This is a genomic window from Ectopseudomonas oleovorans (assembly GCF_003052605.1).
Lineage (GTDB): Bacteria > Pseudomonadota > Gammaproteobacteria > Pseudomonadales > Pseudomonadaceae > Aquipseudomonas > Aquipseudomonas oleovorans_A.
In genome coordinates, this window is record NZ_QASO01000064.1 from 19,236 (window position 1) to 43,647 (window position 24,412).

20 protein-coding genes and 2 pseudogenes are annotated in these 24,412 nt (G+C 63.7%); 18 read left to right on the plus strand and 4 right to left on the minus strand.

Annotated elements, in window-relative coordinates; translation table 11 throughout:
- Positions 1-50: 50 nt before the first annotated feature.
- On the minus strand, positions 51-1,115 hold the full coding sequence (locus DBO86_RS11080; RefSeq protein ID WP_074859694.1) for a hemin-degrading factor: 1,065 nt from the start codon (positions 1,113-1,115) through the stop codon (positions 51-53).
- Between the two features lie 192 nt (positions 1,116-1,307).
- On the opposite strand from DBO86_RS11080, the gene DBO86_RS11085 reads away from it, so the two are divergent.
- A complete protein-coding gene (locus tag DBO86_RS11085; RefSeq protein WP_108233690.1) occupies positions 1,308-3,518 on the plus strand; it encodes a TonB-dependent hemoglobin/transferrin/lactoferrin family receptor in 2,211 nt (736 codons plus the stop codon).
- A gap of 137 nt (positions 3,519-3,655) precedes the next feature.
- Entirely contained in the window at positions 3,656-3,973 is a 318-nt protein-coding gene (locus tag DBO86_RS11090) for a Rieske (2Fe-2S) protein (protein WP_004424327.1), read from the plus strand.
- Positions 3,974-4,027: 54 nt separating this feature from the next.
- Here DBO86_RS11090 and sfsA read toward each other — a convergent pair whose 3' ends face one another.
- Both sfsA and DBO86_RS11100 read right to left on the minus strand, forming a co-directional pair.
- The gene (sfsA, locus tag DBO86_RS11095) at positions 4,028-4,735 is read right to left on the minus strand and encodes a DNA/RNA nuclease SfsA (RefSeq protein ID WP_108233691.1); all 708 of its coding nucleotides are present in this window, start codon (positions 4,733-4,735) and stop codon (positions 4,028-4,030) included.
- On the minus strand, positions 4,725-5,906 hold the full coding sequence (locus tag DBO86_RS11100; RefSeq protein ID WP_108233692.1) for a pyridoxal phosphate-dependent aminotransferase: 1,182 nt from the start codon (positions 5,904-5,906) through the stop codon (positions 4,725-4,727). The genes sfsA and DBO86_RS11100 overlap by 11 nt, the downstream gene beginning before the upstream one ends.
- Before the next feature lie 258 nt (positions 5,907-6,164).
- Here DBO86_RS11100 and dksA point away from each other — a divergent pair, with 258 nt between their 5' ends.
- From dksA to DBO86_RS11180, 16 genes and pseudogenes are all read left to right on the plus strand, one after another.
- Positions 6,165-6,611: an RNA polymerase-binding protein DksA gene (gene dksA / locus DBO86_RS11105; protein ID WP_004424336.1), complete on the plus strand. Its 447-nt coding sequence runs from the start codon at positions 6,165-6,167 to the stop codon at positions 6,609-6,611.
- A gap of 50 nt (positions 6,612-6,661) precedes the next feature.
- On the plus strand, positions 6,662-7,546 hold the full coding sequence (gene gluQRS / locus DBO86_RS11110) for a tRNA glutamyl-Q(34) synthetase GluQRS (RefSeq protein WP_108233693.1): 885 nt from the start codon (positions 6,662-6,664) through the stop codon (positions 7,544-7,546).
- A gap of 154 nt (positions 7,547-7,700) precedes the next feature.
- Positions 7,701-7,877, plus strand: a complete 177-nt coding sequence (locus DBO86_RS11115; protein ID WP_003244646.1) for a hypothetical protein — start codon at positions 7,701-7,703, stop codon at positions 7,875-7,877.
- Positions 7,861-10,815 carry a sensor histidine kinase gene (locus DBO86_RS11120; protein ID WP_108233694.1) on the plus strand — a complete coding sequence of 985 codons (2,955 nt, stop codon included), beginning with the start codon at positions 7,861-7,863 and terminating at the stop codon, positions 10,813-10,815. Before DBO86_RS11115 ends, DBO86_RS11120 begins: the two co-directional genes overlap by 17 nt.
- A 53-nt stretch (positions 10,816-10,868) precedes the next feature.
- Complete coding sequence (locus DBO86_RS11125) at positions 10,869-12,302, plus strand: sigma-54-dependent transcriptional regulator (RefSeq protein WP_108233695.1); 1,434 nt, start codon at positions 10,869-10,871, stop codon at positions 12,300-12,302.
- Positions 12,303-13,067: 765 nt separating this feature from the next.
- Positions 13,068-14,462, plus strand: a complete 1,395-nt coding sequence (locus DBO86_RS11130) for a polynucleotide adenylyltransferase PcnB (protein WP_108233696.1) — start codon at positions 13,068-13,070, stop codon at positions 14,460-14,462.
- Complete coding sequence (gene folK / locus DBO86_RS11135) at positions 14,459-14,947, plus strand: 2-amino-4-hydroxy-6-hydroxymethyldihydropteridine diphosphokinase (protein WP_108233697.1); 489 nt, start codon at positions 14,459-14,461, stop codon at positions 14,945-14,947. Before DBO86_RS11130 ends, folK begins: the two co-directional genes overlap by 4 nt.
- A gap of 273 nt (positions 14,948-15,220) precedes the next feature.
- Positions 15,221-16,021: a 3-methyl-2-oxobutanoate hydroxymethyltransferase gene (gene panB, locus DBO86_RS11140; protein ID WP_108233698.1), complete on the plus strand. Its 801-nt coding sequence runs from the start codon at positions 15,221-15,223 to the stop codon at positions 16,019-16,021.
- Positions 16,018-16,875, plus strand: a complete 858-nt coding sequence (gene panC, locus DBO86_RS11145) for a pantoate--beta-alanine ligase (RefSeq protein WP_108233699.1) — start codon at positions 16,018-16,020, stop codon at positions 16,873-16,875. The genes panB and panC overlap by 4 nt, the downstream gene beginning before the upstream one ends.
- Positions 16,876-16,955: 80 nt before the next feature.
- Complete coding sequence (gene pgi, locus DBO86_RS11150; protein ID WP_108233700.1) at positions 16,956-18,620, plus strand: glucose-6-phosphate isomerase; 1,665 nt, start codon at positions 16,956-16,958, stop codon at positions 18,618-18,620.
- A 139-nt stretch (positions 18,621-18,759) separates the two neighbouring features.
- Positions 18,760-20,697, plus strand: a complete 1,938-nt coding sequence (acs, locus tag DBO86_RS11155) for an acetate--CoA ligase (RefSeq protein WP_108233701.1) — start codon at positions 18,760-18,762, stop codon at positions 20,695-20,697.
- Positions 20,698-20,767: 70 nt separating this feature from the next.
- Positions 20,768-21,640, plus strand: a complete 873-nt coding sequence (locus tag DBO86_RS11160; RefSeq protein WP_074859668.1) for an oxygenase MpaB family protein — start codon at positions 20,768-20,770, stop codon at positions 21,638-21,640.
- Between the two features lie 70 nt (positions 21,641-21,710).
- Positions 21,711-22,367, plus strand: a pseudogene (locus DBO86_RS11165) (class I SAM-dependent methyltransferase); the annotation flags it as partial.
- Positions 22,255-23,508 (plus strand): annotated as a pseudogene (locus DBO86_RS11170) (DUF748 domain-containing protein); the annotation flags it as partial. The pseudogenes DBO86_RS11165 and DBO86_RS11170, both read left to right, overlap by 113 nt.
- On the plus strand, positions 23,505-23,813 hold the full coding sequence (locus DBO86_RS11175; protein WP_004424376.1) for a DUF2845 domain-containing protein: 309 nt from the start codon (positions 23,505-23,507) through the stop codon (positions 23,811-23,813). The pseudogene DBO86_RS11170 and the gene DBO86_RS11175, both read left to right, overlap by 4 nt.
- Before the next feature lie 13 nt (positions 23,814-23,826).
- Entirely contained in the window at positions 23,827-24,129 is a 303-nt protein-coding gene (locus DBO86_RS11180; RefSeq protein WP_108233702.1) for a DUF2845 domain-containing protein, read from the plus strand.
- A gap of 157 nt (positions 24,130-24,286) precedes the next feature.
- On the opposite strand, the gene DBO86_RS11185 is transcribed toward DBO86_RS11180, so the two are convergent.
- Positions 24,287-24,412 (minus strand): transposase domain-containing protein (locus DBO86_RS11185; protein ID WP_146173196.1); only part of this gene is annotated, 126 nt, incomplete at its 5' end.

Genomic DNA, 24,412 nt, shown 5'->3' on the forward strand with positions numbered 1-24,412 from the left:
CAACTCCTCGAACGGGACATCGACCGGCCCCCGCTGGGAGCCGGCACGGATCAGGCCAGCACCGGCAGTGACTCGGCCAGCTCGCGCCAGTCATCACGCTCGGCCATGCCAGGCTTGCGTGCGCCGAACAGCTGGACGACCAGCTCGTCGTCGGCATCGAAGGCTTCCAGGCTGGTGATCACGCCATCGACGCTGGGCTTGCGCACGCGCCACAGCTCGACCACACCACGGGTCTGCAGGTGCAGATTGAAGTCGGGGTCGAGTACGTTGAACCAGCTGTCCATCCAGCGCAGGTTGTGCACCGGGCCGGTGTGGATCTGAATGCAGTGACGGTTACCGACGAACACCATGATCGGCACTTCACGGGCAGCGGCCTGCTCCATCAGCACTGTCAGCTCGGAGGTCGCCAGCGGCTGCGCCCATTGCTCACCCGCCAGGCGCAACGCCTGGGTGCGCGCGACTTCATGCTTTTTCAGCAGGGCGAAGAAATGGTGGGTGTCCTGCAGTGTCGCCCAGCCCTCACGCAGCGCCTGGCTGTCGACCTCCGCATCGGCCTTGCGCGCTGGTGCGGCTGGCGGTGGCAGCAATTGCAGCTCGGCATTCTGCTCGCCGGCGAAACGCTCGACCAGCGGCTGCCAGGCTTCCAGCTCGCTGCGCTCGGTTAGGTAGACCTTGTGCACGGCGACGCCCTGCTGGTCGAACACCTGGATGCTGCGTTGGGTGCCCTTGGCGGTTTCCTCGGCGATGGCGAACACGCTGGCCCAACCACCGAGGAACAGGCGCAGGTCGATGTCGGCAGACACCACCAGGCCCATCTGCCCGGATGCGGCAACGCTCACTTCACGGTACAGCCCCTTGCGCTCATGGACGCAATGCTCGTTACGCGTCAGCACCATGACCCGACCGAGTTCGCCAAGCGCCGGCAGCAGCGCGGCCCAATCCGGGCGCAGGCGCTGCGCGTCGATGCCCAGGCGGCTAGCGGTCAACTCGGCCTCGCTGACACCTAGCTGCGCCGCTGCTTCGCGGGCGCGCAGACGGGGTTGCTCATCACGCAGCCTTTGCCAGGCCTGGTAAAGACCGGCAGCCGGGGCTGCCAAGTTATTTGCGGTACTCATCGGGATTTCCTCTCTCACGGGCAGTTATCACCACCGTCGGCGACACGAGCGCGTACCGACACGGCAGTGCAATTTGAGATAACGATAATCTACCTGAGAATTATTTGCATCAAATAAGTAATCTGGTTAACGTCTTGCGCCGTCGCCAACCAGGCAGTCGCAGAGCTGCCACGCATGCACCGGAGTATCACCATGCACGTTCGCCCGCCCTTCGCTCGCCGCTCCTGGCTCGCGCTGCTGTTGCTGTGCCCTTCACTGGCTCTGGCTGAAACGCCGGCCGAGCTACCCGCTGTCGAGGTCACTGGAATGGCGGCCAAGCAACCGCTGCCGACCACGACCCAGACCGACGCCCAGACGCTGGAACGCCGACAGATTCGCAGCTTCGATGACCTGTCGCGCCGTGCCGAGCCGGGACTGAACTACAACCGCAGCAACAACAGCATCAACATCCGTGGTCTGGACCGCGACCGCGTGCTCACCACCCTCGATGGTATTCGCATGCCCTGGCTGAACGACGCCGTGCGCGACGTCAACGGCGGCCTCAATAGCATCGACTTCCAGGGGCTGTCCTCCATCGACGTGGTGCGCGGCGCCAACTCCAGCCAGGTTGGCTCAGGCGCCCTCGGCGGAGCGCTGCAATTGCGCACACTGAACCCGGACGATCTGCTGGGCGACAAGGACGAGTTCGCCGGCATGATCAAGAACGACTACGACAGCGCCGACCGCAGCTGGGGGCTCAATGCCGCGCTGGCCGGTCGTTTCAACGACACTTCCTGGTTGCTCCAGGCTGGCGGGCGCAAGGGGCACGAGCTCGATAACCAGGGCAACCGTGACGTTCTGGGCAGCCAGCGCACCGAGGCCAACCCCAGTGACACCGATCAGCACAGCCTGCTGCTCAAGGTTCAGCAGAAGCTCGGCGGCGGGCACCGCGTCGGTGTGACCGCCGAACTGTTCGAGCGCACAGAAGACATGGACAGCCGCATCAACCAGGGCACCGCCAACTATCCACGGCACTATGAAACCCGCGAGAGCAACGAGCGCAAGCGCTTGTCCTTCGACCACCAGTACCGCGCCGAGAGCAGCGACAGCCTGCTGGATTGGGCCGACACCATCGTCTACTGGCAGAAGCTGCGGCGCGAAGACGAGGTGGATGCCACTCGCGCCGGAACCCTCGCCGGCCCGTTCGGCCGTAACAACGAGATAGAGAAAACCCAATACGGCATCAACGGCAGCCTGGGCAAGCAACTGGGGCAGCACAACCTGACCCTGGGTGCGGAGTGGAGCCGCATCGAGGCCGAGCAGTACAGCGGCGGCTACGATGCCTGCCCCAGCGTACTGGTACCGCCCTTCCCGCCGCGCCCGGACAGCACGCCCGCCGGCATCTACTTTTCCTGCATCAACCTGCACACCAATCAGGCCGAAATGCCGAAGACGCCGGGCAATCTGTATGGCCTCTACCTGAAAGACGATATCGCCCTCAGCGACACACTGACCCTGACGCCGGGCGTGCGCTATGACCGCTACGAGTACAAACCCAAGAGCGGCACCAGCGGTTACGTGCTGGCCGGCGACAGTGTGATGCTGACCGAAAACAAGGACTCCAAGTGGTCCGGCAGCCTGCTGCTGACCTGGCAGGCGCACGAGCTGGCAACCCTCTACGCGCAGTGGGCGCAGGGCTTCAAGGCACCGGACGTCAACGAGCTGTACAGCACCTTCACCAACTCCGGCATGGGCTACGCGCGCGTCGGCAATCCCAACCTCAAGCCCGAAGAAAGCACCGGCCACGAAGTCGGCGCGCGCCTGGGCGACAAGCATCTGGGCGGCTCCGTCAGCCTGTTCGACAACCGTTACAAGAACTTCATCGACAGCATCACCGCCAACGAAGAGGACTATGGCTTCCAGGCCGGAGAATTCCCGACCTTCTTCGAGGTGATGGAGAACCGCGACAAGGTGCGCATCTACGGCGCCGAGGGCACCGCACAGTGGCAGTTCGCACCCTCCTGGCAAGCCTGGAGCTCGGTCGCCTGGGCCGTAGGCAAGGACCGCGAAACCAAACAGCACCTGAATTCGGTCGCCCCGCTGACCGGCACCCTCGGCCTCAGCTACACCCAGCAGCACTATGGTGCGGACCTGATGCTGACCGCCGCCCGCCGTCGCGACAAGGTCGAGAACGACAGCGACTTCAAGGCCCCCGGCTATGGCGTGGTCGACCTCACCGGTTACTGGCAACCGGCAGCGCTGGATGGCGTCCGACTGCAGGCCGGTCTGTTCAACCTGTTCGACAAGAAGTACTGGAACGCCCTCAATGTGCCCAGCATTGGCGGCCGCACCAGCCCGCAACCAGTCGACTACTACAGCGAGCCGGGTCGCAGCTTCCGCGTGTCGGCCTCCTGGCAGTTCTGAGTTCCACTTGGCGCAAGGATGCGCCCTCCTCCTTCTTACGGGATAATCCGCCCGTCTTGCGGCGCTATGCGCCACCTTCTTACTGCCGGAGGAAGGTCATCCGAGGTCGTCGACCTTCACGCTAACGGGAAACCGCGATGATTCGCTTGTGCGCCCCACAGGAACTGGCCGAGGGTCAGAGCCGGGGCTTCGTGCTCGACCAGTTGAACCTGCTTGCAGTACGCAGGGACGGTCAGGTTCACGCCTATATCAACCGCTGCCCACATCGCGGCATCGCCCTGGAGTGGCGGCCAGACGATTTTCTCGATGACAGCCGCAGCCTGATCCGCTGTGCGACTCACGGCGCACTGTTTCTGATCGAGAGCGGTGAATGCGTGGCCGGCCCGTGCGAGGGCCAGGCGCTGCAAAGGCTGCCGTGCAAGGAAGACGCGAGCGGAATCTGGATCGCGCCGTAGGGTGCGCTATGCGCACGGCGCTCCCAAAGCAGTAGCCGGTGCGCACGGCGCACCCTACGCAAGGACATCCAGCCGGCGGACCAGGGTGATCCCTTCAGGGCTGAGCTCGGCGCCGTAGGCCAGCACCTCAACACCCGCAGCCTTGGCATCACGCAATCCAGCCGCGTATGCCGGGTCGATCTCCTCTGCCGCCCTTACGGCGCGGATAGCGGAGAGGTTCACGCAATACAGCTGCACCGTGCGCACTCCGGCACGCGCCAGCGCCGCCAGCTCGCGCAGGTGCTTGGCACCGCGCTGCGTCACTGCATCGGGAAAGGCCGCCACATCGCTGCCATCGAAGCCCAGCGTCACGCTCTTGACCTCCACAAAGGCCGGCCCATCCGGGTAATCCAGACGAAAATCGGCGCGGCTGTTCTCTACCCCGTAAGCCACCTCGCGCTTGAGCGCGGTAAAGCCCGCCAGTTCGCTGATCACGCCGGCACGCAGCGCTTCTTCCACCAGCGCGTTGGCCCGTGCGGTGTTGATGCAGGCCAGGCGCCCCTGCGGCGTTTCGCTGATTTCCCAACTGCCCGGCAACTTGCGCTTGGGATCGTTGCTGCGGCTGAACCATATCCGACAGCCTTCGCTCATGCAGTTGAGCATCGAGCCGGTGTTGGCGCAGTGGATGGTCATCTGCTCGCCGCTGGCGGTCTCGATATCGGCAAGAAAGCGCTTATAGCGGCGCAGCAGGCGCCCTTCTTCCAGCGGCGGATCAAAGCGCATCGGGCTTCCAGCTCTTCAGGCCGCGGGCGATACGCTCGACCGCCTGCTGCAGACGCTCGACGTTCTGCGTATAGGCGAAGCGCACATGGTGCCCGGCCTGGTAACGGCCGAAATCCAGACCCGGGGTGAAGGCCACATGCTCGGTTTCGATGAAGTGCCGGCAGAAAGCGAAGGCGTCGCCACCGAAGGCGCTGATGTCTGCATATAGATAGAAGGCACCTTCAGGCTCCACGGCGATACCAAAGCCCAGCTCGCGCAACACCGGCAGCAGGTAGTCGCGACGACGCTGGAATTCGTGACGGCGCTCCTCGAGGATCGCCAGCGTGGCCGGCTCGAAGCAGGCCAGCGCAGCATGCTGGGCCATGCTCGGCGCGCTGATGTAGAGGTTCTGCGCCAGCTTTTCCAGCTCCGGTACTGCGGCCTCGGGCGCCACCAGCCAACCCAGACGCCAGCCGGTCATACCGAAATATTTGGAGAAACTATTGAGGACGAAGGCATCGTCGTCCACTTCCAGCACGCTGGGCGCATCGCAGCCATAGGTTAGGCCATGGTAGATCTCGTCCACCACCAGATGACCGCCACGCTGCTTGAGGCAGGTCGACAGGGCAGCCAGCTCATCCTTGTGCAGCAAGGTGCCGGTGGGGTTGGCCGGCGAGGCGACCAGGGCGCCGACGCTGCCTGAGTCCCAGTGCCGCTCGACCAGTTGCGGAGTCAGCTGGTAACGCACGTCAGGGCCAACCGGCACCAATTGCGCGGCGCCTTCGACCAGGCGCAGAAAGTGGCGGTTGCATGGATAGCCGGGGTCGGCCAGCAGCCAGTGCTTGCCCGGATCGACCAACAGACTGGCGGCCAGCAGCAATGCACCGGAGCCACCGGGGGTGACCAGAATACGCTGCGGATCGATGCTCAGTCGGTAACGCTGGGCATAGAAGCCGGCAATGGCTTCGCGCAGTTGCGGCAAGCCACACGCGGCGGTGTAACGAGTGTACCCGGCCGCCAGCGCGGCCTGACCGGCGCGAATGATCGGCTCGGCCGTGGTGAAGTCCGGTTCGCCGATCTCCAGGTGGATGACATCGTGACCGGCTGCCTGCAACTCGTTGGCACGCGCCAGCAAGGCCATCACATGGAAGGGTTCGATGGCGCGACTGCGCGCACTGTAGAGCTGAGCCATGGTTCTGTCTTCAGGGTTGCGAGGCGCGGATTCTAGCAGGGCGGCTTCGGGCCTCGGCAAGGGCACAAAAGCACCGCTACGCTTGTTGCTCAGCCCTGTGAGGATTTCGCTCACAGCCTGGGCAGGGCAGAGACAACCGGGAGTAGCGCGCCCCGATTCGATCTGGTAAGTTCGCCCGCTTGCAGCCGCAGGATCGGGCAAACACCTGGCAACGGATTTACCTGCGCGATGGAATTGAAAGAGTGAGAGGCGTCATCCATGCCCACAAAAGAAAAAGCCCAAAGCACCAGCCAGCTGATGCGTGGTTTCGAGCCCTATCAGGAAAAGAAGGGCGAGGAATACATGAGCGAGCCGATGCGCGCTCACTTCACCAGCATCCTCAATAAGTGGAAGCTGGAGCTGATGCAGGAAGTCGACCGCACCGTGCACCACATGCAGGACGAAGCGGCCAATTTCCCTGACCCGGCCGACCGCGCCAGCCAGGAAGAAGAATTCAGCCTGGAACTGCGTGCCCGTGACCGCGAGCGCAAGCTGATCAAGAAGATCGACGAGACCCTGCAGCTGATCGAAGACAACGATTACGGCTGGTGCGACTCCTGCGGTGTCGAAATCGGCATCCGCCGCCTCGAAGCCCGCCCGACCGCGACCCTGTGCATCGACTGCAAGACGCTGGCGGAAATCAAGGAAAAACAGGTCGGTTCCTGATCTGTCGACGGGGCGCTCAGGCGCCCCGCTCTGTTTCTGGCCTTGGCTCCATGAACACTGCCTATATCGGGCGCTTCGCCCCAACGCCCAGCGGCTATCTGCACTTCGGCTCGCTGGTCGCCGCCCTCGTCTCCTATCTCGACGCCCGCGCCGTTGGCGGCCGCTGGCTGCTGCGCATGGAAGACCTCGACCCGCCCCGGGAAGTCCCCGGCGCCCAAGATGCTATCCTGCGCACCCTGGAGACCTACGGTTTCGAGTGGGATGGCCAGCTGGTGCGCCAGAGTGCGCGCCACGGCGAATACGCCGCCGTGATTGCCCGGCTGTTCGCCCAGGGGCTGGCCTATGCCTGCATCTGCTCGCGCAAGCAGCTCGAAGGCTACGCCGGCATCTATCCAGGTTTTTGCCGCAACGCCTGTCATCCCGATCACGACGCGGCGATCCGTCTGCGCGTACCGGAGCTGGATTATCACTTCGTCGACCGTGTGCAGGGTGAGTTCCGCCAGCACTTGGGCCGTGAAGTGGGCGACTTCGTGATTCGCCGCCGCGATGGCCTGTTTGCCTACCAGCTCGCGGTGGTACTGGACGATGCCTGGCAGGGTGTGACCGACGTGGTGCGCGGCGCCGACCTGCTCGACTCCACCCCGCGCCAGCTCTACCTGCAGGAACTATTCGGGTTGCCGCAGCCGCGTTACCTGCACGTGCCGCTGATCATCCAGCCGGACGGCCACAAGCTGGGCAAAAGCTACCGCTCGCCGCCCTTGCCCGCCGACCAGGCCGGGCCGCTGCTATTGCGCGCACTGCGTGCGCTGGGTCAGCAACCGCCAGCCGAGCTGCAAGGTGCAGCCCCCGCCGAGTTACTGGCCTGGGGCATCGCCAACTGGGATACCACCCGCATTCCCCGCAGCCGCACCCTGGCCGAAGCGCAATTGAGGTAGGGTACGCCGCGCGCACTGATGAACGCCAAGTCCGTTGTTCCGGCACCCTGTACGGTCTCGGTGCGCACGGCGCACCCTGGATGCAAGCCTCAAGTTTGTGGCTTGCGATATGCGGCATCCTTTACCATCGCGGCATCTTTCGACGAGATGTCACATGTATATCTACCGACTGGTTCTGATCCTGGTAGTGGGGATCTACCTGTTCTCACCGGCCATCATGGACTGGTGGATCGACCCCAATGGCGCCTGGTATCGGCCTTATCTGCTGTGGCTGATCCTGATCGTCGTCACCTTCATTCTTCAGAGCCAACGCGATGCTGACGAGCTTTAGCCTGAGCGAACTGATCCTGATCAGCGCCAGCTATCTGCTGGTGCTGTTCGGCGTCGCCTGGGTCAGTGAACACGGCCTTATCCCCCGCTGGATCATCCGCCACCCGCTGACCTATACCCTGTCGCTGGGCGTCTATGCCAGCGCCTGGGCCTTCTACGGCACGGTGGGCCTGGCCTATCAGTACGGCTACGGTTTCCTTGCCAGTTACCTCGGCGTTTCCGGTGCCTTCCTGCTGGCACCGGTGCTGCTCTACCCGATCCTGCGCATCACCCGTACCTACCAGCTGTCATCGTTGGCCGACCTGTTCGCCTTTCGCTTTCGCAGCACCTGGGCCGGCGCACTGACTACCCTGTTCATGCTCATCGGCGTGCTGCCGCTGCTGGCCCTGCAGATCCAGGCGGTGGCCGACTCCATCGGCATCCTCAGCCGCGAGCCGCTGCAGGAAAAAGTGGCGCTGAGCTATTGCGGCCTGATCATCCTCTTCACCATCCTGTTCGGTGCGCGCCATATCGCCACGCGCGAGAAGCACGAAGGCCTGGTGTTCGCCATCGCCTTCGAATCGCTGGTCAAGCTGGTCGCCCTCGGCGTCATCGGCTGGTACGCGCTGTATCAGGTGTTCGGAGGCCCGCGTGAGCTGGAATTGTGGCTGGTGCAGAACCAGGCGGCGCTGGCCACGCTGCACACGCCGCTGCAGGAAGGCCCGTGGCGCACCCTGCTGCTGGTGTTCTTCGCCTCGGCAATCGTCATGCCGCACATGTACCACATGACCTTCACCGAGAATCTCAATCCACGCGCCATGGTCAGCGCCAGCTGGGGCCTGCCGCTGTTCTTGCTGCTGATGAGCCTGGCTGTACCACTGATCCTCTGGGCCGGTCTCAAGCTTGGCGCCACCACCAACCCGGAATACTTCACCCTGGGCCTGGGCATCGCCGTCAACAGCGAGGCGCTGGCGCTGCTGGCCTATGTCGGCGGCCTCTCCGCCTCCAGCGGGCTGATCATCGTTTCCACCCTGGCGCTGTCGGGCATGGCGCTGAACCACCTGGTGCTGCCGCTCTACCAGCCACCGGCCGAGGGCAACATCTACCGCTGGCTGAAGTGGACCCGCCGCACGCTGATCGCCTGCATCATCATGGCCGGCTACGGCTTCTACCTGCTGCTCGGCGCCCAGCAGGACCTGGCCAACCTCGGTATCGTCGCCTTCGTCGCCACCCTGCAGTTCCTGCCCGGCGTGCTCTCGGTACTGTATTGGCAAACGGCCAATCGCCGCGGCTTCATCGCCGGCTTGCTGGCCGGCATCAGCGTCTGGGCACTGACCATGCTGCTGCCGCTGCTGGGCAACCTGGAAGGCTTCTACCTGCCGCTGTTCAACGTCATCTATGTGCTCGACGATGCCAGCTGGCACCTCGCAGCCATTGCCTCGCTCGCCGCCAACGTACTGGTGTTCACCCTGGTGTCGCTGTTCACCGAGGCCAGCCCCGAGGAAAAAAGCGCCGCCGAAGCCTGCGCGGTGGATAACGTGCGCCGCCCGCAACGACGCGAGCTGGTCGCCGTGTCGCCGCAGGACTTTGCCGCGCAACTGGCCAAGCCGCTCGGCGCCAAGACCGCCCAGCGCGAGGTGGAGCAAGCCCTGCGCGATCTGCATCTGCCGTTCGACGAAAGCCGCCCCTACGCCCTGCGCCGTCTGCGCGATCGCATCGAGGCCAACCTGTCCGGCCTGATGGGGCCGAGCGTGGCGCAGGATATCGTCGAGACCTTCCTGCCCTACAAGTCCGGCAGCGAGGGTTACGTCACCGAAGACATTCACTTCATCGAGAGCCGCCTGGAGGACTACCAGTCGCGCCTTACCGGCCTGGCCGCCGAGCTCGATGCGCTGCGCCGCTACCACCGCCAGACCTTGCAGGAATTGCCGATGGGCGTCTGCTCGCTGGCCAAGGACCAGGAAATCCTGATGTGGAACCGAGCCATGGAAGAGCTCACCGACATCCCCGCACAGCGCATCGTCGGCTCGCGCCTGAGCACCCTGGCCGAGCCCTGGCAAAGCCTGCTGCAAGACTTCATCGAATGTCCCGACCAGCACCTGCATAAACAGCACCTGGCGCTCGATGGCCAGATTCGCTGGCTGAACCTGCACAAGGCGGCCATCAATGAACCGCTGGCGCCCGGTAACAGTGGCCTGGTGCTGCTGGTCGAAGACCAGACCGAAACTCAGGTGCTCGAAGACAAGCTGGTGCACTCCGAACGCCTGGCCAGCATCGGCCGCCTGGCCGCCGGCGTGGCCCACGAGATCGGCAACCCGATCACCGGTATCGCCTGCCTGGCGCAGAACCTGCGCGAAGAGCGCGAAACCGATGGCGAGCTGACCGAAATCAGTGGGCAGATCCTCGAACAAACCAAGCGCGTCTCGCGCATCGTCCAGTCGCTGATGAGCTTCGCCCATTCCGGCAGCCACCAGCGCAGTGACGAGCCGGTATGCCTGGCTGACGTGGCGCAGGACGCCATAGGCCTGCTGTCGCTGAACAAGCGCAACTTCGATATCCAGTTCTACAACCTGTGCGACCCGCAGCACTGGGCCTGCGGCGACCCGCAGCGCCTGGCCCAGGTGCTGATCAACCTGCTGTCCAACGCCCGTGATGCCTCGCCACCCGGCGGCGCCATCCGCGTGCGCAGCGAAGCCAGCGAGCACACCGTGGACCTGATCGTCGAGGACGAGGGCAGCGGTATTCCCAAGGCGATCATCGACCGCCTGTTCGAGCCCTTCTTCACCACCAAGGACCCCGGCGAGGGGACCGGCCTGGGCCTCGCGCTGGTCTATTCGATCGTGGAAGAGCATTATGGACAGATAACAATCGACAGCCCGGCTGACCCCGAGCGCCAATTGGGCACTCGAATTCGGGTCACCCTGCCAAGGCATGTCGAGGCGACGTCCGTAGCGATGTAAACAGCGAGCGAGTGTGCCAATGGCACCTCCGTGACCGTCGAGAGACCGAATTGATGCCACATATTCTTATCGTCGAAGACGAAACTATTATCCGCTCTGCCTTGCGCCGCCTGCTCGAACGCAATCAGTACCTGGTCAGCGAAGCTGGCTCGGTACAGGAAGCCCAGGAACGCTACAGCATTCCTACCTTCGACCTGATCGTCAGCGACCTGCGCCTGCCCGGGGCGCCGGGCACCGAACTGATCAAACTGGCCGAAGGCACGCCGGTGCTGATCATGACCAGCTACGCCAGCCTGCGCTCGGCGGTGGACTCGATGAAGATGGGCGCAGTCGATTACATCGCCAAGCCCTTCGATCACGACGAAATGCTGCAGGCGGTGGCGCGCATCCTGCGTGACCGCCAGGGCGCCAAGAGCGCACCCGCGCCAGCTGCCACCAGCAACGCACGCAGTGGCAATACCGAGAAAATCGTCGACAACGCCAACGGTGAGATCGGCATCATCGGTTCCTGCGCGGCCATGCAGGAGCTCTATAGCAAGATTCGCAAGGTCGCCCCCACCGACTCCAATGTGCTGGTGCAGGGTGAGTCCGGCACGGGCAAGGAGCTGGTGGCGCGCGCCCTGCACAACCTCTCCAAGCGCGCCAAGGCGCCGCTGATTTCGGTGAACTGCGCCGCCATTCCAGAAACCCTGATCGAGTCCGAACTGTTCGGCCACGAAAAAGGCGCCTTCACTGGCGCCAGCGCCGGGCGTGCCGGTCTGGTGGAGGCGGCCGACGGTGGCACGCTGTTCCTCGACGAGATTGGCGAACTGCCGCTGGAAGCCCAGGCGCGACTGCTACGCGTGCTGCAGGAAGGGGAAATTCGCCGGGTCGGCTCGGTGCAGTCGCAGAAGGTCGACGTGCGCCTGATCGCCGCGACGCACCGCGATCTCAAGACCCTGGCCAAGACCGGCCAATTCCGTGAGGACCTGTATTACCGCCTGCACGTCATAGCCCTCAAGCTGCCGGCGCTGCGCGAGCGCGGTAGCGACGTGATCGAGATCGCCCAGGCGTTCCTGGTGCGCCAGTACACCCGTATGGGCCGCGAGCCGTTGCGCTTCACTCATGATGCCGAGCAAGCGATCCGCCATTACCCCTGGCCGGGTAACGTGCGCGAACTGGAAAACGCCATCGAGCGCGCAGTGATTCTCTGCGAGGGTGCGGAAATTTCCGCGGACCTGCTGGGCATCGACATTGAGCTGGACGATCTGGATGACGAGGACTTCGGCCTGCCGGCGGCAGGCGGACAGAGCAGTGGCAACAGCCACGAGCCGACCGAGGACCTGTCACTGGAAGATTACTTCCAGCACTTCGTCCTCGAACACCAGGACCACATGACCGAGACCGAGCTGGCGCGCAAGCTGGGCATCAGTCGCAAATGCCTGTGGGAGCGCCGTCAGCGCCTGGGCATTCCACGGCGTAAAACCGGCGTAACCAGCAGCCCTTGAGTTAACGCCTCGGTGACAACCTGTCTGCGCCGGGGTTCCACAAGTTGTTACCTTTTCAATATCTCGTAACAAAGGCCGGGTCTATCGGTAACGAAAATCCGGCTCCCCCTCCCCCACCCAACACCCAAACCTGCCGCAAACCCTTGATTTACAAGGAATCGCAAAAACTGGCACGGCATCTGCTTTATCTCTGGCACAACAACAATAACAAGCAATGCCCTACACAATAAGAACAAGACGTAACGACTCCAGCACAACAAGAACAACAAGGTACGGAGGCGCAGCTAACTGATTCTTTTGGAGAGGAGTTGCCGCAAGGGGTTCGCCCCAGCGACCAGGCTGAGAACAACAAAACTGCCTCAAGGCAGCGCCGGAACTGGTTGATTAAGGCAGCATCAGCGTCCAAAGAAATCCGTTTGCTATTGGCTCCCCTCTCTAGGGAGCACCCGGTAAGCCACGGCAAACCGGGAAGACCCAACAACAAAAACAACAGGCTCTCAATAACAATAAAAAACAGCACGCACCAACTTGGGGGGGAGCTTCGGCTCCCCCAGTAGCTTCCGGTTCTCAAATCCCCGCCTGCCGCCCTTCTACACACCTTCTCCCTACACGATGCTAGAATCCGCAGTAATCATGCGGTCATCGTTTCGCATGCAGTTGAAAAACCTTGCCAAAGCAAACTGCTTTTAACGCCGTGATGCCCACGCAATTCGATTTTCAAGCGCATGCGCAGCAGGCCGACCACTACTCCAAACAGTGCATCCCATGCTGAAAAAGCTGTTCAAATCTTTCCACTCACCTCTGCGCCGTGCCCCACGCCCACGCAGCACTCCCGAAGTGCTGAACAGCAGCCAACATCCGCTCAAGCGCAACGAGATCAGCCGTCACGCCATAAGCGTGGTCGAGCGCCTGCAGAAGGCCGGCTACCAGGCCTATCTGGTCGGTGGTTGCGTTCGCGACCTGCTGCTGGACATAGACCCCAAGGATTTCGACGTGGCCACCAGTGCCACGCCCGAGCAGGTGCGTGCCGAATTTCGTAACGCCCGGGTCATCGGTCGCCGCTTCAAGCTGGTGCATGTGCATTTCGGCCGTGAAATCATCGAAGTGGCCACCTTCCGTGCCAATCACCCCCAGGGCGATGAGGAAGAGAACACCAATCTGGCGTCACGCAACGAGAGCGGCCGCATCCTGCGCGACAACGTCTACGGCACCCTGGAAGACGATGCACAGCGCCGTGACTTCACCATCAACGCGCTGTACTACGATCCGACCCAGGAACACATCCTCGACTACGCCCGTGGCATGCATGATGTGCGCAACCACCTGGTGCGCCTGATCGGCGATCCGGAACAGCGTTACCTGGAAGACCCGGTGCGTATGCTGCGTGCGGTGCGCTTCGCCGCCAAGCTCGACTTCGACATCGAGAAGCACAGCGCCGCACCGATCCGTCGCCTGGCGCCGATGCTGCGCGATATTCCCTCGGCACGCCTGTTCGACGAAGTGCTCAAGCTGTTCCTCGCCGGTTACGCCGAATACACCTTCGATCTGCTGCTCGAGCACGACCTGTTCGCCCAGTTGTTCCCGGCCAGCGGTGAAGCGCTCAAACGCAATCCCGGGTATACCGAGAAGCTGATTCGTCAGGCACTGATCAACACCGACGATCGTATTCACGATGGCAAATCCGTGACGCCGGCGTTTCTCTTTGCGGCCCTGCTCTGGCCTGCATTGCCGGCACGCGTGCTGCAACTGCAGAACAAGGGCATGCCGCCGATTCCGGCGATGCAGGAAGCCGCCCACGAACTGATCGCCGAGCAGTGCCAGCGCATTGCCGTACCCAAGCGTTTCACCATCCCGATTCGCGAGATCTGGGACATGCAGGAGCGTCTGCCGCGCCGTAGCGGCAAGCGTGCCGACCTGCTGCTGGAAAACCCGCGCTTCCGCGCCGGCTACGACTTCCTCCTGCTGCGCGAACTGGCCGGCGAAGACACCGGCGGCCTGGGCCAATGGTGGACGGACTATCAGGACGCCAATGACAGCGAGCGCCGGCAGATGATTCGCGACCTCGCTGGCAAAGGCGAAGCCACCGGTAACGCGCCGCGCAAACGTCGCCGCAGCAACAACAATCGCCGCAAGCGCAGCGACGAAAGCGGCGGCGAATGATGGAACGGGTTTACATCGGCCTTGGCAGCAACCTGGCCAAGCCCCTGCAACAGCTGCGCGCGGCCTTGCAGGCCATCGCACAGTTGCCGCACAGCCAACTCCAGGCGCATTCGTCGTTCTACATCAGCGACCCACTGGGTCCGGCGGATCAGCCGCGTTACGTCAACGCCGTGGCCGCGCTGGATACCGCACTGGAGCCCTGGCAGTTGCTCGACGCGCTGCAACGCATCGAGCAGGAGCAGGGGCGCGTGCGCAAGGCCGAGCGCTGGGGCCCACGCACGCTGGATCTGGACATTCTGCTGTTCGGTGAGCGCCTGATCGACGACGAGCGCCTGACCGTGCCGCACTACCACATGCACGCCCGCCCCTTCGTGCTCTACCCGCTGGCCGAGCTGGCCGCCGAACTGCAGTTGCCGGACGGCCGCAGTCTGAATGCATTACTCGAAGCCTGCCCCTTCAGCGGCCTGGAGCGCCTGGCCGAATAGCCCAGCCGGCCTCTGTGCGAGGGGCTTCAGCCGCGACCCGACAAGCTCGCCGCTGAGGCGCCTCCTACAGGGCGGCCCCTTGCGCAACCCGACATCCCGCGCATTGGCGGTAACGCCAGTAACAGAGCGGTAACACCCGCAATTGACTTCACGCCCCCCCATCAGGACTATAGGTGTCCCGTCGCCCTGCGCCGGGCGCACCTTTGATGCCAATCCAGGCCGGATTGCAGCCAGATAGAAGCGGTATACCGAGCCTGAGCGAGGACCTTTGAAATGCCTGACGTTACCCTGACCACCCTGCAGAGTCTCAAGCAGAACGGTGAAAAGATCGCCATGCTGACCTGCTATGACGCCACCTACGCCCATGCGGCCTGCCAAGCGGGTGTCGACGTGTTGCTGGTCGGCGACTCCCTGGGCATGGTTCTGCAGGGCCACGACAGCACCCTGCCGGTCAGCGTCGAGGAGATGGCCTACCACACTGCCTGCGTCAAACGCGGCAACCAGGGCGCACTGATCGTCACCGACCTGCCATTCATGGCCTACGCCACCACCGAGCAGGCTCTGCACAACAGCGCCAAGCTGATGCAGGCCGGCGCGCATATGGTCAAACTGGAAGGCGCCGGCTGGCTGGCCGAGCCTATTCACCTGCTGGCCGAACGTGGCGTACCGGTGTGCGCGCACCTGGGCCTGACCCCACAGGCGGTGAACATTCTCGGTGGCTACAAGGTGCAGGGCCGCCAGGAAGCACAGGCACGGCAGATGCGCGCCGATGCCATGGCCCTGGAGCAGGCCGGCGCTGCCATGCTGCTGCTTGAATGCGTGCCGAGCGAACTGGCCGCAGAAATCACCCAGGCAGTGAAGATTCCGGTGATCGGCATCGGCGCTGGCAGCGCCACCGATGGTCAGGTACTGGTGCAGCACGACATGCTCGGGCTGTCGCTATCGGGCCGCGCACCGAAGTTCGTACGCAACTTTATGGAGGGGCAGAGCAGCATTCAGGGTGCTTTCAGCGCTTACGTACAGGCCGTCAAGGACGGCAGCTTCCCCGCCGCCGAACATGGCTTTTCCGCATGAACATGGTGAAAACCCTGCGCGAGTTGCGCGCAGCCGTCGCCCAGGCACGGGCCGAAGGCAAGCAGATCGGTTTCGTGCCGACCATGGGCAATCTGCACGCGGGTCACGTTTCGCTGGTGGAGATCGCCGGCCAACGCGCCGACTTCGTGGTTGCCAGCATCTTCGTCAACCCGCTGCAGTTCGGCGCCGGTGAAGATCTGGACAAGTATCCGCGTACCCTCGCCGCCGACCAGGAAAAACTGCTGGCGGCAGGCTGTCACCTGCTGTTTCACCCCGATGTCGCGGAAATCTACCCGCACGGCATGGGTGACCAGACCCGCGTCAGCGTTCCCGGTGTTTCCGAAGGCCTCTGCGGCGCCAGCCGTCCGGGGCATTTCGAGGGTGTGGCGACGGTGGTGACCAAGCTGTTCAACATGGTTCAGCCTGATCTGGCCGTGTTCGGCGAGAAGGACTACCAGCAACTGGCGGTGATCCGCGCGCTGGTGCAGGACCTGAACATGCCGATCCAGATCATCGGTGCGCCGACTCAACGCGCCGAGGACGGCCTCGCGCTGTCATCGCGTAACGGCTACCTCAGCGACGAACAACGCGCCACCGCCCCAGCGCTGTATCGAGGCCTGCAAACGATTGCCGAGGAACTGCGCCGTGGCGCTCGCGACTACGCACGGCTTATCGAGACTACTCAGGCGCAACAGCGTACCGCTGGTTTCATCCCCGATTATCTGGAAATCCGCAACGCGGTGAATCTGCGTCCGGCCCAGGTCGACGACCATCACCTGGTGATTCTGACCGCCGCACAGCTGGGTAGCACCCGTCTGATCGACAATCTGGTGGTTGAACTGCCACGCCAGTAGCTGCCTGCAAAGGCAGCCGGTTACACTCTCAAAGGCCCGGATCAATCCGGGCCTTTTGCTTTTGCGGATCAGGAGCTCCGATGGCCTATTACCAGCAGCCTCAAGACGTCACCACCCTGCCCGCCTGGCAGGCCCTGCAGCAACACCGTGCCGAGATGGCCGGGTTCAGCATGCGCGAGGCCTTCGCGGCGGACGCACGGCGCTTCCAGCGCTTTTCCCTCGATAGCTGCGGGCTGCTGCTGGACTACTCGAAGAACCTGATCGACGAACGCGGCCTCGAGCTGCTGATCCAGCTGGCTGATCAGGCCGGCCTGCACCAGTCCATCGCCGCCCTGTACAACGGCGAGCGGGTCAATGCCTCGGAAGACCGCGCCGCGCTGCATACCGCCCTGCGCAGCCCGATCGGCCGCCGCCTGCTGCTCGATGGCCACGACATCATTCCCGAGGTGCACCGCGTCCTGAACCAGGTCACCGAACTGGTCAGTCGCATCCACAGCGGCCTGTGGCGCGGCTACAGCGAAAAACCGATCAAGGAAGTGGTGAACATCGGTATCGGCGGCTCCTTCCTCGGCCCACAACTGGTTTCCGAAGCACTGCGCCCGTTCACGCAACGCGGGGTGCGCTGCCACTACCTGGCCAATATCGACGGCAGCGAATTCCGCGAACTGACCGCTCGCCTCGATCCGGAAACCACCCTGTTCATCGTTTCCAGCAAGTCCTTCGGCACCCTGGAAACCCTGAAGAACACCCTGGCCGCACGTGACTGGTACCTGGCCATGGGCGGCCCGGAAGAACAGCTGCACCGTCACTTCATCGCCGTGACCAGCAACCGCAAGGCTGCCATCGAGTTCGGTATCGGCGAAGAGAACATCTTTCCCATGTGGGACTGGGTTGGCGGGCGTTACTCGCTGTGGTCGGCCATCGGCCTGCCCATCGCCCTGGCCATTGGCGTGTCCAACTTCAAGGAACTGCTGGCCGGTGCCTACGCCATGGATCAGCACTTCACCCAGGCACCACTGGCCGAAAACATGCCGGTGCTGATGGCCCTGCTGGGCATCTGGTACACCAATTTCTGGGGTGCGCAGAGCCACGCGATCCTGCCCTACGACCACTACCTACGTAACTTCACCAAGCACCTGCAGCAGCTGGACATGGAGTCCAACGGCAAGAGCGTGCGCCAGGACGGTAGCGAACTGAACATCGCCACAGGGCCGATCATCTGGGGCGGCGTCGGCTGCAACGGCCAGCATGCCTACCACCAGTTGCTGCACCAGGGCCGTCTGCTGGTACCGGCGGACTTCATCGTCCCGGTCAACAGCTACAACCCGCTGTCCGACCATCACCAGTGGCTGTTCGCCAACTGCCTGTCGCAAGCCCAGGCGCTGATGCAGGGCAAGACGCGTGAGGAGGCCGAAGCCGAACTGCGTGCCAAGGGCATGAATGAGGCCGACGTGCAGCGCCTGGCGCCGCACAAGGTCATTCCCGGCAACCGTCCGAGCAATATCCTGGTGATGAACCGCATCGCGCCGTTCGAGCTGGGCGCACTGGTGGCCCTGTATGAGCACAAGGTCTTCGTACAGAGCGCCATCTGGGGCATCAACGCCTTCGACCAATGGGGCGTGGAGCTGGGCAAGGAGATGGGCAAGGAGGTCTATCAGCGCCTGACCGGCCAGGTCGACAGCAGCGCCTCGGATGCCTCGACCCAGGGCCTGATCGACCACTTCCGCGAGCGCCATCGCGGCTGATCCATCGCCCTTCGCGCCACCCGGCACCTGAGAGCCGGGCGGCGCTGTACTGGCCCACTGAACATCGCCCCTTGAACCAAGCACCTGCTTGGGTGCACCCTTGTGATTGTTGCGGAAACATAATTACAAGGACCCCGCCATGTTCGAGATCACTCGCCATCCCGTGTCAGATGCCGTGCGTCAGCGTGCGCACCTGGATAACGACGCCTATCTGCGCCTGTACCAGCAGTCCGTCGAGCAACCCGAAATCTTCTGGGCCGAGCAGGCCAAGGCCTTCCTCAGCTGGTTCAAGCCCTGGGATCAGGTGCACGCCAGCGATCTGCAGCTGGGCCACGCCGAATGGTTCAAGGGCGGCCAGCTCAACGTCGCCTACAACTGCATCGATCGCCACCTGGAACAGCGCGGCGAACAGATCGCGATCATCTGGGAAGGCGACAACCCGGCCGAATCGGCGCACATCACCTACAACAAGCTGCACCACAACGTCAGCCGCCTGGCCAACGTGCTGAAAAGCCGTGGCGTGAAGAAAGGTGACCGGGTGTGCATCTACATGCCGATGATCCCCGAAGCGGCCTACGCCATGCTCGCCTGCGCACGCATCGGCGCCGTGCATTCGGTGGTGTTCGGCGGTTTCTCGCCCGATGCCCTGCGTGACCGCATTCTCGATGCCGACTGCCGCACGGTGATCACCGCCGATGAAGGCGTGCGCGGCGGCAAGTACGTTGCGCTGAAGAACAACGTCGACAAGGCCCTGCAGAGCTGCCCGGACGTGTCCACCGTGGTAGTGGTCGAGCGCACCCAGGGTGACGTCGCCTGGGTGGAAGGCCGCGACCTCTGGTACCACCAGGCACTCAAGGACGTCAGCGCGGATTGCCCGGCCGAGCCGATGGACGCCGAGGATCCGTTGTTCATCCTCTACACCTCGGGCAGCACCGGTAAACCCAAGGGCGTGCTGCACACCACCGGCGGTTACCTGCTCGGCGCGGCGATGACCCACAAGTACGTGTTCGACTACCACGAGGGCGACATCTACTGGTGCACCGCCGATGTCGGCTGGGTCACCGGGCACAGCTACATCGTCTACGGCCCGCTGGCCAACGCCGCCACCACGCTGATGTTCGAAGGCGTGCCCAACTACCCGGACGCCTCGCGCTTCTGGCAGGTGATCGACAAGCACCAGGTCAACACCTTCTACACCGCACCGACCGCCCTGCGCGCGCTGATGCGTGAGGGCGAGGCGCCGGTGAAAGCTACCTCGCGCAGCAGCCTGCGTCTGCTCGGCAGCGTGGGCGAGCCGATCAACCCTGAAGCCTGGGAGTGGTATTTCCATGTGGTTGGCGACATGCGCTGCCCCATTGTCGACACCTGGTGGCAGACCGAGACCGGCTCGATCCTGATCACCCCGTTGCCCGGGGCCACCGACCTGAAGCCCGGCTCGGCCACGCGCCCCTTCTTCGGCGTACAGCCAGTGCTGCTCGACGAGCAGGGCAAGGAGATCGAGGGCCCTGGCAGCGGCGTGCTGGCGATCAAGGCCAGCTGGCCGAGCCAGATCCGCAGCGTCTATGGCGATCACCAGCGCATGATCGACACCTACTTCAAGCCCTACCCCGGCTACTACTTCACCGGCGACGGCGCACGCCGCGACGAGGACGGCTACTACTGGATCACCGGCCGCGTCGACGACGTGATCAACGTATCCGGGCACCGCATCGGCACTGCCGAAGTGGAGAGCGCGCTGGTGTTGCACGATGCCGTGGCCGAAGCCGCCGTGGTCGGCTATCCGCATGATGTGAAGGGCCAGGGCATCTACGCCTACGTCACCCTGATGAACGGCCAGGAGCCCTCCGACGAGCTGAAGAAGGATTTGCTCAGCCTGGTCGGCAAGGAGATCGGCAGCTTCGCCAAGCCGGAGCTGATCCAGTGGGCGCCCGGCCTGCCCAAGACCCGCTCGGGCAAGATCATGCGGCGTATCCTGCGCAAGATCGCCTGCAACGAACTGGAAAACATGGGCGACACCTCGACCCTGGCCGACCCCAGCGTGGTCGACAGCCTGATCGATCAGCGCCTCAACCGCTGAGCCTCGCGCCCGGCCTGAAAGGGCCGGGCGCATCTTGTCTTGTGCCTGCCAAGCGCCGACACTGCGCGCCATGGAAAGCCTACGTCGTCAGATCGAAAAACAGGTGCACAGCCTCACCGGCGCCTCGCTGGGCGTGCTCGACCTCGACCAGCCGCGCGGGGATGCTGGCCTGTTCGGCCCCGAGTCGATGGTCTGGGAAGTCCACGCCGACTTCAGCGCGATGATGGTCGGTGGCATCTCCGCCCTGCTCCTGCAGATGCTTCACCCACTGGCACTGGCCGGGGTGTGGGATCACTCGACCTTTCGCCAGGACATGCTCGGCCGTCTGCGCCGCACCAGCCTGTTCATCGCCGGCACCACCTATGGCGGCCTGCACGATGCCGAACAGCTGATCGACAAGGTGCGCCGCATCCACCTGCAGGTGGTCGGTCATGCGCCGGATGGCCGTCCTTACGCCGCCAGCGATCCCGAGCTGCTGACCTGGGTGCATGTCTCCGAGGTCAGCCAGTTCCTCGCCGGCTACCTGCGCTACGTCGACCCGCAGTTGCCGCAGGCCGAACAGGATCGCTACTACCGCGAAGTGGCGCTGATCGCCGAGCGCCTCGGCGCGCAGGACGTGCCCAAATCGGCGCAGGCCATCGCCGATTATCTGCAACGCATGCGCCCGCAGCTGCTCTGCGATGCGCGCACGCGCGAAGTGGTGCGCCTGCTGTACGACGCGCCGATGCCCAGCCTGCTCGCCAAGCCCTTCGGCGGCCTGATGATGCAGGCCGGTGTCGACCTGCTGCCGGACTGGGCCAGCGACCTGCTCGGCGAACACCAGGCCGCCTGGCGCCGCCCGCTGATCCGCGCCAGCGTGCAGCGTACCGCCAACCTGCTGCGCTGGGCCGTACGCAACAGCGCCGCGCAGCGCGCCCGTCGCCGTCTGTTGCCTGACTCATAAGGCGAGCGCTCCCTCGGGCAGCGGCTTTTCTTGATAAACTGCCACTCTTTCCTACCCCGAGATGCCGCGCATGCCCGCTCTTGATCAGGCGCTGCGCGCCGCCCTCGACGACCGTGAAAACCTGCTTAGCCAATTGCACTCGCAAGACACCTACTGCTATCGCCTGTTCCATGGCACGCAGGAAGGCGCACCTGGCCTGACCGTCGATCGCTACGGCCCGCAACTGCTGGTGCAGAGCTTCCACCAACCGCTGGAGCATGACGCCCTGCTGCAACTGGCCGATCAGATTCAGGAAAGGCTCGGCCAGCCCCTGCTGCTGGTCTACAACGACCGCTCGAAAAGCCATTCGCGCATCAACCGCAACCCCGAACTGCATCAGGCCGAGGCGGCTGCCCTGGAGGATCTGGTCGGCCAGGAATGGGGCCTGAATTACCGGGTGCGCGGTCGCCATGCCGGACAGGACCCGCTGCTATTTCTCGACCTGCGCAATGCACGCGGCTGGGTCAAGGCCAACAGCGCAGGCAAATCCGTACTCAACCTGTTCGCCTATACCTGCGGTGTTGGCCTGTGCGCGGCGGCGGGCGGTGCCCGTGAAGTGGTCAACCTGGACTTCGCCGAAGGCAACCTGGCAGTCGGCCGCGAGAACGCCGCGCTCAATCCCGGGCTGCCGACCATGCAGTTCATCCAGAGCGACTACTTCCCAGCCATCCGCCAACTTCGCCGACTTCAGCCTGACCCCCAGCTTCGCCACTGCCGTTCAGCAAATGAACGGGCGCATCGGTGTACTCGACAACCAGAAGCCGCAAGCCGCCAGCGTCGATATCCAGGGCAAGGTCGACCGCTACGCGCCAATGAGCATCAAGGGCAAGCTGACGCCATTCGATCCGCTCAACAGCCTGGATATCGCTACCAGCTTCAAGAATGTCGAGCTGACCACCATCACCCCCTATTCCGGCAAGTTCGCCGGCTATCGCATCCGCAAGGGTCGCCTCAACCTCGACCTGCACTACCGCATCGAGAAAGGCCAGCTCAATGCCGAGAACAAGGTGCTGGTGGAGAACCTGCAACTGGGCGAGCGTGTCGACAGCCCGGATGCTGTCGACCTGCCGATTCGCCTGGCAGTCGCCCTGCTCAAGGACACCCAGGGCCGTATCGCCATCGAGTTGCCGGTACAGGGTGATCTTAACAATCCGCAGTTCAGCGTCATGCCCATCGTCTGGCAGACCTTGCGCAATCTGGTGTTGCGCTCGGCCCAGGCGCCGTTCAAGTTCATCGCCGGGTTGGTCGGTGGCAGCAATGTCGACCTCAGCACCGTGCCGTTCGTCGCCGGCTCTGCGGAGCTGCAGGGCGACGCGCGCCAGGCCCTGGACACGCTGGCCAAAGCGCTTGAGGAGCGCCCGAATCTGCGTCTGGAGGTAGAAGGCCAGGCCGCACAGAATGCCGACGGCCCGCTGCTGGCCGAACAGCGCCTGCAGCGCGAATTTCGCGAAACCTGGTACAAGGTGCTGCAACGCCGTGGTGACAGGGTACCGGCCAGTCCCGATGAGCTAACGGTCGCTGAGGACGAACAGGCCGCCCTGCTCGAAGGCATCTATCGCACCCGCCTCAAGCAGCAGCCACCGGCCGAATGGGCCGAAATGGACAAAGAGCAGCGCCAGCAGAACATGCGCAAGGCGGTGCTGGACTCCTGGGCGCAAAGCAAGCTGCTGCTGCGCCAACTGGCTCAGCAACGCGCTGCAACGATCAAGGATTATCTGGTTGAACAAGGCGGGTTGTACGATGAACGTGTCTACCTGATCGATGCCAACCTGGGTGAGCCAGAAGCCGACGGTCGCGTGCTCACCACCCTGCACCTGGACAGCCAATGATCATGCGCAGCTTATCCATCATCACGCTCACTACCCTGGTTGCCGGCCTGATCAGCATCAGCGCGCAGGCCGACACGCTGCGTTGCGGCAGCACCCTAGTCAGCCTTGGCGACCGTCCGTTCGAGGTCGAGCGCAAATGTGGCGCGCCGGTGCACCGTGACCCGGTCGGCTACACCCTGGGCTCCTATGACCGTCGTGAGTACATGATCGAGGAATGGGTATACGGCCCGAGCAATGGCATGCTCAGCATCCTGCGCTTCGAGGGTAACCGTCTGACCGCCATCGAACGTCGTCGCGAACGCTGAACAGGAGGTTCTCATGCGCAAACTCAGCTGTCTGCTCAGCCTGCTCTGCCTGCCCCTGATGGCCGAGGCGTCCTCCACCTATCGCTGCGGTAGCGCTCTGGTCAGCAAGGCAGCACCCACCACAGAGGTGCTGAACAAATGTGGCGAACCTTCCAGCCGCGCTTTTCTCGGTTACAAGGAAGTGGTCGATAGCTACGGTTTTCGCAACGAGGTGAGTGTCGAGGAATGGGTCTACGGCCCGAAAAGCGGCATGTACCACTTTCTACGCTTCGAGGGCGGCCGCCTGACCGAAGTACGCAGCAAGCGCGGTAGCTGACGTAACACTGCATGCAGGGCGCACGCTCCTGAAGCATCTCGAGCACCCGGCACAAAAAATCAAGGCCCCGCCGGTCACACCGGCGGGGCCTTCGGTCGCGGTAGGGACGGCAGTTACGTAACCGCTCCATAAACCCCGTCCTGGCGGACGGGTTTTTTCAGGAAGCAGAGGCAGAAGCTGGCGAGCAGTTCCACGGCAGCAGCGCTTCGTAATCCTCGACGCTACTGGCGGTCGGCAGGCGTTCAAGGATGTGGCGCAACCAGGCGTAAGGCTCTTGCCCGTT

Bases quoted from the DNA above. Each gene is read 5' to 3' on its own strand.
- DBO86_RS11100 (WP_108233692.1), bottom strand. From the start codon at position 5,906: ATGGCTCAGCTCTACAGTGCGCGCAGTCGCGCCATCGAACCCTTCCAT.
- gluQRS (WP_108233693.1), top strand. From the start codon at position 6,662: ATGAACACTGCCTATATCGGGCGCTTCGCCCCAACGCCCAGCGGCTAT.
- panC (WP_108233699.1), top strand. From the start codon at position 16,018: ATGAACATGGTGAAAACCCTGCGCGAGTTGCGCGCAGCCGTCGCCCAG.
- DBO86_RS11120 (WP_108233694.1), top strand. From the start codon at position 7,861: ATGCTGACGAGCTTTAGCCTGAGCGAACTGATCCTGATCAGCGCCAGC.
- DBO86_RS11130 (WP_108233696.1), top strand. From the start codon at position 13,068: ATGCTGAAAAAGCTGTTCAAATCTTTCCACTCACCTCTGCGCCGTGCC.
- sfsA (WP_108233691.1), bottom strand. From the start codon at position 4,735: ATGCGCTTTGATCCGCCGCTGGAAGAAGGGCGCCTGCTGCGCCGCTAT.
- dksA (WP_004424336.1), top strand. From the start codon at position 6,165: ATGCCCACAAAAGAAAAAGCCCAAAGCACCAGCCAGCTGATGCGTGGT.
- DBO86_RS11115 (WP_003244646.1), top strand. From the start codon at position 7,701: ATGTATATCTACCGACTGGTTCTGATCCTGGTAGTGGGGATCTACCTG.
- DBO86_RS11125 (WP_108233695.1), top strand. From the start codon at position 10,869: ATGCCACATATTCTTATCGTCGAAGACGAAACTATTATCCGCTCTGCC.
- DBO86_RS11080 (WP_074859694.1), bottom strand. From the start codon at position 1,115: ATGAGTACCGCAAATAACTTGGCAGCCCCGGCTGCCGGTCTTTACCAG.
- pgi (WP_108233700.1), top strand. From the start codon at position 16,956: ATGGCCTATTACCAGCAGCCTCAAGACGTCACCACCCTGCCCGCCTGG.
- DBO86_RS11175 (WP_004424376.1), top strand. From the start codon at position 23,505: ATGATCATGCGCAGCTTATCCATCATCACGCTCACTACCCTGGTTGCC.
- DBO86_RS11085 (WP_108233690.1), top strand. From the start codon at position 1,308: ATGCACGTTCGCCCGCCCTTCGCTCGCCGCTCCTGGCTCGCGCTGCTG.
- DBO86_RS11180 (WP_108233702.1), top strand. From the start codon at position 23,827: ATGCGCAAACTCAGCTGTCTGCTCAGCCTGCTCTGCCTGCCCCTGATG.
- DBO86_RS11160 (WP_074859668.1), top strand. From the start codon at position 20,768: ATGGAAAGCCTACGTCGTCAGATCGAAAAACAGGTGCACAGCCTCACC.
- folK (WP_108233697.1), top strand. From the start codon at position 14,459: ATGATGGAACGGGTTTACATCGGCCTTGGCAGCAACCTGGCCAAGCCC.
- acs (WP_108233701.1), top strand. From the start codon at position 18,760: ATGTTCGAGATCACTCGCCATCCCGTGTCAGATGCCGTGCGTCAGCGT.
- DBO86_RS11090 (WP_004424327.1), top strand. From the start codon at position 3,656: ATGATTCGCTTGTGCGCCCCACAGGAACTGGCCGAGGGTCAGAGCCGG.
- panB (WP_108233698.1), top strand. From the start codon at position 15,221: ATGCCTGACGTTACCCTGACCACCCTGCAGAGTCTCAAGCAGAACGGT.